Genomic DNA, 7,299 nt, shown 5'->3' on the forward strand with positions numbered 1-7,299 from the left:
GGATTTACGATTAAAACTTATCAAAAATATCATTTTTAATCTTTTTCAATACAGGTGGCAATCCTGACGCTACAGTTTTATTTTGCATGTAAATAAATTTTTCAGTACAATCTCTAAAAATAAGTTTGTATGCATACAAAAATTGATAATTCAAACCATATTTATTGAAGAAAAAACTATTTAATTTAGCAGTACCATATTTCGTATCTCCTAATATCGGATTACCTAAATGGTTTAAATGGGCTCTTAGTTGATGACTTCTTCCTGTTAACAATTCAAGTTCAACTAAAGAAAAAGTTCCACAGCTTTGAATGTTTTTTACATTCATACTAATTTCTTTTGTATCTTTTCTAGGTTCATCATAAACCTGAGATATATTTTCACTTTCATTTTTATGAATATAAGCCTTATACAAGCCTTCCTTAATTCTTCCCTTTATTAAAGCTTGATAGTACTTATGTATTTTCTTTTCCCTTATCATTTCATTTAATAATTTTAAAGCTTCATAATTCTTTCCAAATATAACTACACCAGAAGTGTTTCTATCCAACCTATTACAAGAAGCTGGTGTAAATGTTACTTCATTTTCTGGAGTATAATCACCTTTATCATATAGATATGAAAGAACATAATCCGTTAAAGTAGCCTCTTTCTTTTTTCCATCCGAATGTACTAAAACCCCAGGCCACTTTTCAACCACTACCATATTTTCATCTTCATAAGCTATTTTTAAAAAACTATTTTCTATTCTAGTAAACTTCTTTTTTGTTTGATTCGAAGTTATATCTCTTGTTTCTATTAAGTCTCCATCCAATAATGCATATTTCTCTTTAGATTTTTTACCATTTACCTTCACATCACCTTTTCGTATGCTCTTGTATATAGCACTTAAAGGCATATCCTTAAGCCACTTTCTTAAAAACTTATCTAATCTTTGTCCTGCTTCATTTGGTCCTATTTCAATTTTCATATTATCACTCCTAATAAGTATCATATATATTTCTACATCAAATTTCTCTATTATGCTATTATTTACAAATTATCTAATTAAACAACACCTAATTATATAACACTATTATTGTCAAAAGCAATATATAAATATTTAAATTTATTATAATATAAAAACTAAATCCATTTCAATGTAATATAAAATAAACCTCAACACCTTTAAAGGCATTGAGGTTTATTATTATTTTAAAAGCTCATATGCAATTTTACACTGTAATGCTACTCCAACTGGAAGACAATCTTCATCAATATCAAATAGACTTCCATGAGCTGGATTTACTATTCCCTTTTCTTCATTTCTACATCCTAAATAATAAAACGCTGAAGGTTTTTCCATTGAAAAATATGCAAAACTTTCAACTCCTAAGCTTGGGTTCTCCAATATTTTTACATTTTCTTTTCCTATTATACTATCAGCAGCGCTGAAAACTTTATCTACCATAGTATCATCATTGTACAAACAAGGATAGCTCTCTTCTATATCTATTTCACATTCTCCACGCATTGCATGCACAGTTCCCTCAACTACTTCAACTAATCTTTTCTTTACATAAGCTCTGTTTTCTGTAGTCATAGTTCTCATAATACCTGATATTGTGACTTCTTCTGGAATTATATTCTGAGCTGTACCTCCATGAATAGTCCCTATAGTTATAACTGCTGCATCTGTCGGTGATATTTCTCTACTTATAACATTTTGAAGAGCTATTACCACTGAACTTGCCATAACTACTGGATCTATTCCTGTATGTGGGCGAGCTCCATGAGCTCCTTTTCCCTTAATTTTTATGGTAAAAGGATTTGATGCTGCATTTACAACTCCTCTTTTTACTCCTATTTTTCCAACTTCTATATTTTCATCTACATGCAAACCTATTACATTATCAACCTGCGGATCTTCTAAAACTCCTTCTTTTATCATCACTTCAGCTCCACCTGTAGTTTCTTCTGCAGGTTCAAAAAACAATTTCACATTTCCATTTAATTTATCTTTTATACTGTTTAATATTTTAGCTGCACCTAAAAGTATAGATGTATGTGCATCATGTCCACAAGCATGCATTTTTCCCTTTATTTTGGAGCAGTAATCACAGTTTTTTCTATCTTCTAACGGAAGAGCATCCATATCAGCTCTTAATCCTATAGTTTTATTTCCCTTACCCTTTATTATCCCGCAAATTCCTGTTTTAGCTGTTTCAGTATATTCTATACCTTCCTTTTGTAAAAAATTCTTTATCTTTTGAGAAGTTCTGTTTTCCTCATAACCCAATTCTGGATTCATATGAAGATCTCTTCTTATGCTCACAATTTCATCTTTTATATTCTCTGATAGTTTTGAAAAATCTAGCTCCATATTTAATTCTCCAATCTAAATATTATTCCCAACCAATTTCAATTATATCTCCACTTGAAAGTTTATCATAATATCCTGCATCTTTTTGATTTAAACGTAAATATAGCTTTCCTTTAGGTATTGTTAAATCAAAATCTATAAAGTTAAATATATCTATAAAAACATATTCCTTTTTACCTTGTAAACATATATTTTTGCCATTAACTATTACTTCAATTTCATCTTCTACTCTTTCCTTTTTTAATAACTCATCATCTTGTTTCGTTTCTTTATTTTCCTCTAGTATTTCAACTCTTTCTTCATTTTTTTCACTATCTAAAGCAACTTCCACTTTACTAGTTTCACTTTCCATAGTAGTTTTACCTTCTACAGTATCAACACTTTCTTCACTAGTTTCAATTTCCTTTTGCTCAACAACTTCATTTTTAACCTCATCTTTTTCTGCTTCATCATGCTTTATACTATAAATTCTATCTCCCTCTTCTATTTTATAGTCATCTGAAATTTCTATACCATTTAAATAGTATTTATGATCTTCACTGTTCTCTGCTACATATTTTTTATATTGAGTTAAAGTTTCAGGAAATAGTATTTCAACTTCATCGTTTTCCTTTATTTTTTCATTAAGATCAACTTTTTTTCCATTTATTAAAGCTATTGGTTCTAAATTTTCTATTATATCATTAACAAAAAAACTTATAGAATAAAGCCTTTTAACATATTCTAGCGCATTAGGCGCTGCATCATTTCCATCCCTAGCATATTTTATTTCTACCTTATCTCCTTCTTTAACTTCCTCATCTATATTAGACTTATTACCATTAAGCATAATTTCTGCTGGCGAAGCAAGAGTTCCAAAGGCTACTCTTTTAATTCCATTTAAAGTAAATCTGATATTTCTTCCGTTTCTACCAATTAGTACTTTAGGATTCATCCCCCCCTGCATCATTACGTCCATTACTGTATGTTTATGTGAATTAAATAAGCTTATTACTTTATCATTTAAAATTACATCTATAAAATCATGTCCAAACCTTCTTATGGATACTAATGCTATTCCCAAAACTGTTACTCCAGTGCTGCCTAATGAATTATCTTCACATACACATTCTGTTACAGCATCTCTACCTTTAATTGCTATCCTTTGAGGTAATATATTAAGCTTATCCGCTAAAAACTCCTTTAATTTAGGAGTATGTGCTCCTCCTCCTACTATAAAAATAGCATTAGGAGATTTATCTCCATTTAATTCGATAATTTTACTTCCTATTTCATCTGCTATCTTTTTTACTGCTGGAGTAATAAATTTTATTACATCTTCAGAATTTAATTCATTTTCTAATCCTAAAACATCTTTATATACTAATTTATCATTAGTACTGCACTGTCTTTTTATATGCTCTGCTGTATTGAAATCCACAAGATAATTTTGCGCAATAACTTCTGTTACTTCATCACCAGCTAAAGGAACCATACCATAAGCACTTATAGTATCCTTACTACTTATAGCTATATCTGAAGTACCTGCACCTACGTCTACCAAAGCTAAATTTAAAAGCCTTAAGTTTTGAGGTATAGCTGCTTCCATAGCTGCTATAGGCTCTAAAGTCATACTTGCTACTTGAAGTCCAACCTTTTCCATGACAGAATAAAGACTATCCACTACTGACCTTGGAAGAAAGGTTGCTATAACTTCTGCTTCTATGTTTTCTCCCTTATGTGAAAGTAGATTATTTATTATGTATCCGTTCAAATAATAATTTTTTACACTATATCCAACGCAATAAAGCTTTCCTTCTCTTTGTTCATTTATTTTTGCTTCTGCACTTTTTACTGCCGTAAGCTCCAAACTTCTTATAGTATCCTTATCTATTTCCTTATCATAATCAATCTTAAGCTGTGCTTTAGATACCATAGTCCTTAAAAATCTTCCTGCTGCAGCAATTGATACACTCTCCATTTTCATATTAAGTTTTTCTTCTAACTGCTTTTTAACATTGTTTACTGCATTAGCTACCAAACCTATATCATGAATTTGACCATCTATCATGGCCCTTTCTTCATGTTCCACACAATATTCAGCCACTATATAAAATTTTTTATCTCTTACTGTACCTGCTGTACCTATTACAGAACGTGTACCTATATCTAATGCAAATATTACATCTTGTGGATTAATGTTAGTATCGTTCATAATATTTACCTCTTCATTTCTATAATTTAAAAGCTCATAGTTCTAAAAATATGGTCTTTTACCTTATAAACATTATAAATAATTATAAAATATTTGTAAACTAATCTATTCATATTATCAAGTGATTCTTAAGTTCAGATGGAGCTTACTTATAAGAATGACTTTCTCCTTCGACAATAGAAGAAGGAGTTTCATATAAAAAAAGACTTAATTTAATAAGCCTTTATAACATATGAATATTTTATTATTAACTAAATCTACATAATTTCTCATTCCATTTCGATATACAAATATAATCAAGTGGGTTGTCATAGAAAAACCACTTAAATGTCCCACGTCTTGAACCAAAAGTTCTATTAAACTTCTCCAGCATATTATTAAACTTATCATCAGCATACAGATGAGGATCATTCTTATCTATATTTAGAATATATCTATACTCGAAGAAATTGCCTCCATTGTCATTTTCATAAAACATATTAGGATTAGTAGTTAAAAATGTTACTTTTTTTCCTATAGTCTTACTATCACCTAAATGCCTTTTTTCTCCCAATTGCGGAATTAGTTTGCTATACTTTTCACTTGAAAAATGATAAAATATCATTCTTTTACACCTCGTTTCACTTATAATGTTATCACTAATTAGTATAAAAGTATAATATAAAACATTATTTTTAGAGGACAATGAAGGTAAGTTTTCCTCATTACGTCAGAAAACTAATTTATTTTAAAGTTTCTTTTACTAATGCAAAACAAGCTTTAAATTTATATAAGTCAACAATGTTTCACTTTAGTGAAACGAGCCCTCAAAAATTTAATTAAAGATTTTTCGCAGCAAAGCGAAGAAAAATCATCCTTCACTGTCCTCTGTCAATTGTCCTTTGTTCTCTGAAAAAGTTGAGTAATTTATAACCTTCCAGTTTTCAAAAATTCTTTTACCCTTTTATTAATAACTAATTTAATAAAATAGTATCCAATAATAATTACTCCTAATATTTCAGGTCCATATACAAATGGATTTGTTAGCAAATTCACAATATTACTAGCTATCCAATTTCCCTCTGGTCTAGTAGGAAACTTCAGTCCATAAGCTGGCCAGAACAATATACCAGGGTATAACCACATACTGTCCAATATTTGATGTATCAAACTACACACTCCAAGTGTTATAAGTCTATTATTTCTACTTCTCTTAAAATAATATGTTCCTAAAATTATTAAAAACATAGAAAATACTAGAGAATGAGCAAATATTCTACTATTATGAAATGTACTTCTGAAAAAATATGCTCCTATTGGCTTATCTATAATATCTGGAAGCACAGATCCAATGATAACCAACCTGTAATCTATATAAGCCTCATTCTTATCAACCTTTTTCGGCGAAACAGTATTTTCATATAATTTAAAAGCCGCAGTTGTTATTCCTACATGTCCAAAAAATATCATATTTTTACCTCTAAAATTTATATATTATTATTTTTATAGATATTATTGCATTAAACTTTATAATATTCAAGTTTTAAAAATATTGCAAAGTAACATTTTAGTTAAAAGTTAAGTATATATCTATTGAAATATAAGTTTTATATGATACAATTTATAAGTAAAAATTATTTGTATTTTTTAGTACTCAATAGGAGATAGATAACTATGGTGGACTCAAATGAAAACATTAAAGAATTAAAAATTGACTGTAAAAAATGTTTTGGACTATGCTGTACAGCATTATACTTTTCTGCATCTGAAGGTTTTCCAGAAGATAAAAAGGCTGGTAATCCTTGCATAAATCTCCAATCCGACTTTACCTGCTCTGTTCATAAAGATCTTATAAATAAAGGTCTAAAAGGCTGTACTGCTTATGATTGTTTTGGTTCTGGTCAAAAGGTATCTCAAGTTACTTGTAAAGGTGTCAATTGGCATAAAAATTCAGAACACGCTAAGCAGATGTTTGAAGCCTTTTTAATCATGAGGCAGCTTCACGAAATGTTATGGTATATTACTGAAGCATTAATGCTACAAGACAACGTCCAAATAAAGAAAGAAATAAGTTCATTGTTAGAAGATACTAAAAAACTTACTTTACTTGATCTTGATTCTCTATTGTCTCTAGATATAGAAAGTCATAGAAATAAAGTTAATATGTTTCTTAGAAATACCAGTGAACTTATACGCACTAAGACACGCAGTAAAGTAAAGTCTAATTGGAAAAACAAAAAATCACTTTCTAGATCATTAGACTTATTTGGAGCAGATCTTAGAAAAACTAACCTTATAGGTGCAGATTTAAGAGGAGCATGTCTTATTGCTGCAAATCTTAGGGGATCTGATTTAAGTGGAGCTGATCTCATTGGTGCAGATTTGAGAGATGCTGACCTTAGTGGTGCTAATCTTACAAGCAGCATATTTCTCACTCAATCTCAACTTAATACAGCTAAAGGTAATTCAAATACAAAGATACCTGCAAGATTAACTCGTCCAGATTATTGGTCAAAATAGTTAAATAACATTAACTCAACTTTCACAGTTTAAAAATAATGCGACACAACTTTTTAGGTGGAGTCCGCATTGAATATATGGTGTATAAAAGCCAACCGTTTATTAAGGAGCTCTAATGTCTAAAATTTAAAAAATCTCTACCCGCTCAAATGTCCCGTCCTGGGACTTTCGCGGCTTGAATCGCCCTGATTCAAATTACGAGATTTTTTAAATTTTAGACATAAGACCTCCTAAATTCTCTCAA

6 protein-coding genes are annotated in these 7,299 nt (G+C 29.7%); 1 reads left to right on the plus strand and 5 read right to left on the minus strand.

Annotated elements, in window-relative coordinates; all coding sequences use genetic code 11:
- Window positions 1-10: 10 nt before the first annotated feature.
- The 5 genes from EG57_RS0221775 to EG57_RS0221795 form a co-directional block, all read right to left on the minus strand.
- Entirely contained in the window at window positions 11-970 is a 960-nt protein-coding gene (locus tag EG57_RS0221775; protein WP_032079201.1) for an RluA family pseudouridine synthase, read from the minus strand.
- A gap of 219 nt (window positions 971-1,189) precedes the next feature.
- Window positions 1,190-2,362, minus strand: coding sequence for a M20 metallopeptidase family protein (locus EG57_RS0221780; RefSeq protein WP_032079202.1), 1,173 nt, complete (start codon window positions 2,360-2,362; stop codon window positions 1,190-1,192).
- Window positions 2,363-2,384: 22 nt separating this feature from the next.
- Window positions 2,385-4,556, minus strand: a complete 2,172-nt coding sequence (locus tag EG57_RS0221785) for a cell division protein FtsA (protein ID WP_032079203.1) — start codon at window positions 4,554-4,556, stop codon at window positions 2,385-2,387.
- A gap of 247 nt (window positions 4,557-4,803) precedes the next feature.
- Window positions 4,804-5,160, minus strand: a complete 357-nt coding sequence (locus EG57_RS0221790) for a hypothetical protein (RefSeq protein ID WP_032079204.1) — start codon at window positions 5,158-5,160, stop codon at window positions 4,804-4,806.
- A gap of 302 nt (window positions 5,161-5,462) precedes the next feature.
- Window positions 5,463-6,005: a metal-dependent hydrolase gene (locus EG57_RS0221795; RefSeq protein WP_032079205.1), complete on the minus strand. Its 543-nt coding sequence runs from the start codon at window positions 6,003-6,005 to the stop codon at window positions 5,463-5,465.
- 204 nt (window positions 6,006-6,209) lie between these two features.
- Here EG57_RS0221795 and EG57_RS0221800 point away from each other — a divergent pair, with 204 nt between their 5' ends.
- Window positions 6,210-7,055, plus strand: coding sequence for a pentapeptide repeat-containing protein (locus EG57_RS0221800; RefSeq protein WP_032079206.1), 846 nt, complete (start codon window positions 6,210-6,212; stop codon window positions 7,053-7,055).
- Window positions 7,056-7,299: the final 244 nt, after the last annotated feature.

Source organism: Clostridium drakei, assembly GCF_000633595.2.
Lineage (GTDB): Bacteria > Bacillota > Clostridia > Clostridiales > Clostridiaceae > Clostridium_AM > Clostridium_AM drakei.

Excerpts from the sequence above, each read along its gene's own strand:
- EG57_RS0221795 (WP_032079205.1), bottom strand. The coding sequence starts at position 6,005 with ATGATATTTTTTGGACATGTAGGAATAACAACTGCGGCTTTTAAATTA.
- EG57_RS0221800 (WP_032079206.1), top strand. The coding sequence starts at position 6,210 with ATGGTGGACTCAAATGAAAACATTAAAGAATTAAAAATTGACTGTAAA.
- EG57_RS0221775 (WP_032079201.1), bottom strand. The coding sequence starts at position 970 with ATGAAAATTGAAATAGGACCAAATGAAGCAGGACAAAGATTAGATAAG.
- EG57_RS0221785 (WP_032079203.1), bottom strand. The coding sequence starts at position 4,556 with ATGAACGATACTAACATTAATCCACAAGATGTAATATTTGCATTAGAT.
- EG57_RS0221780 (WP_032079202.1), bottom strand. The coding sequence starts at position 2,362 with ATGGAGCTAGATTTTTCAAAACTATCAGAGAATATAAAAGATGAAATT.
- EG57_RS0221790 (WP_032079204.1), bottom strand. The coding sequence starts at position 5,160 with ATGATATTTTATCATTTTTCAAGTGAAAAGTATAGCAAACTAATTCCG.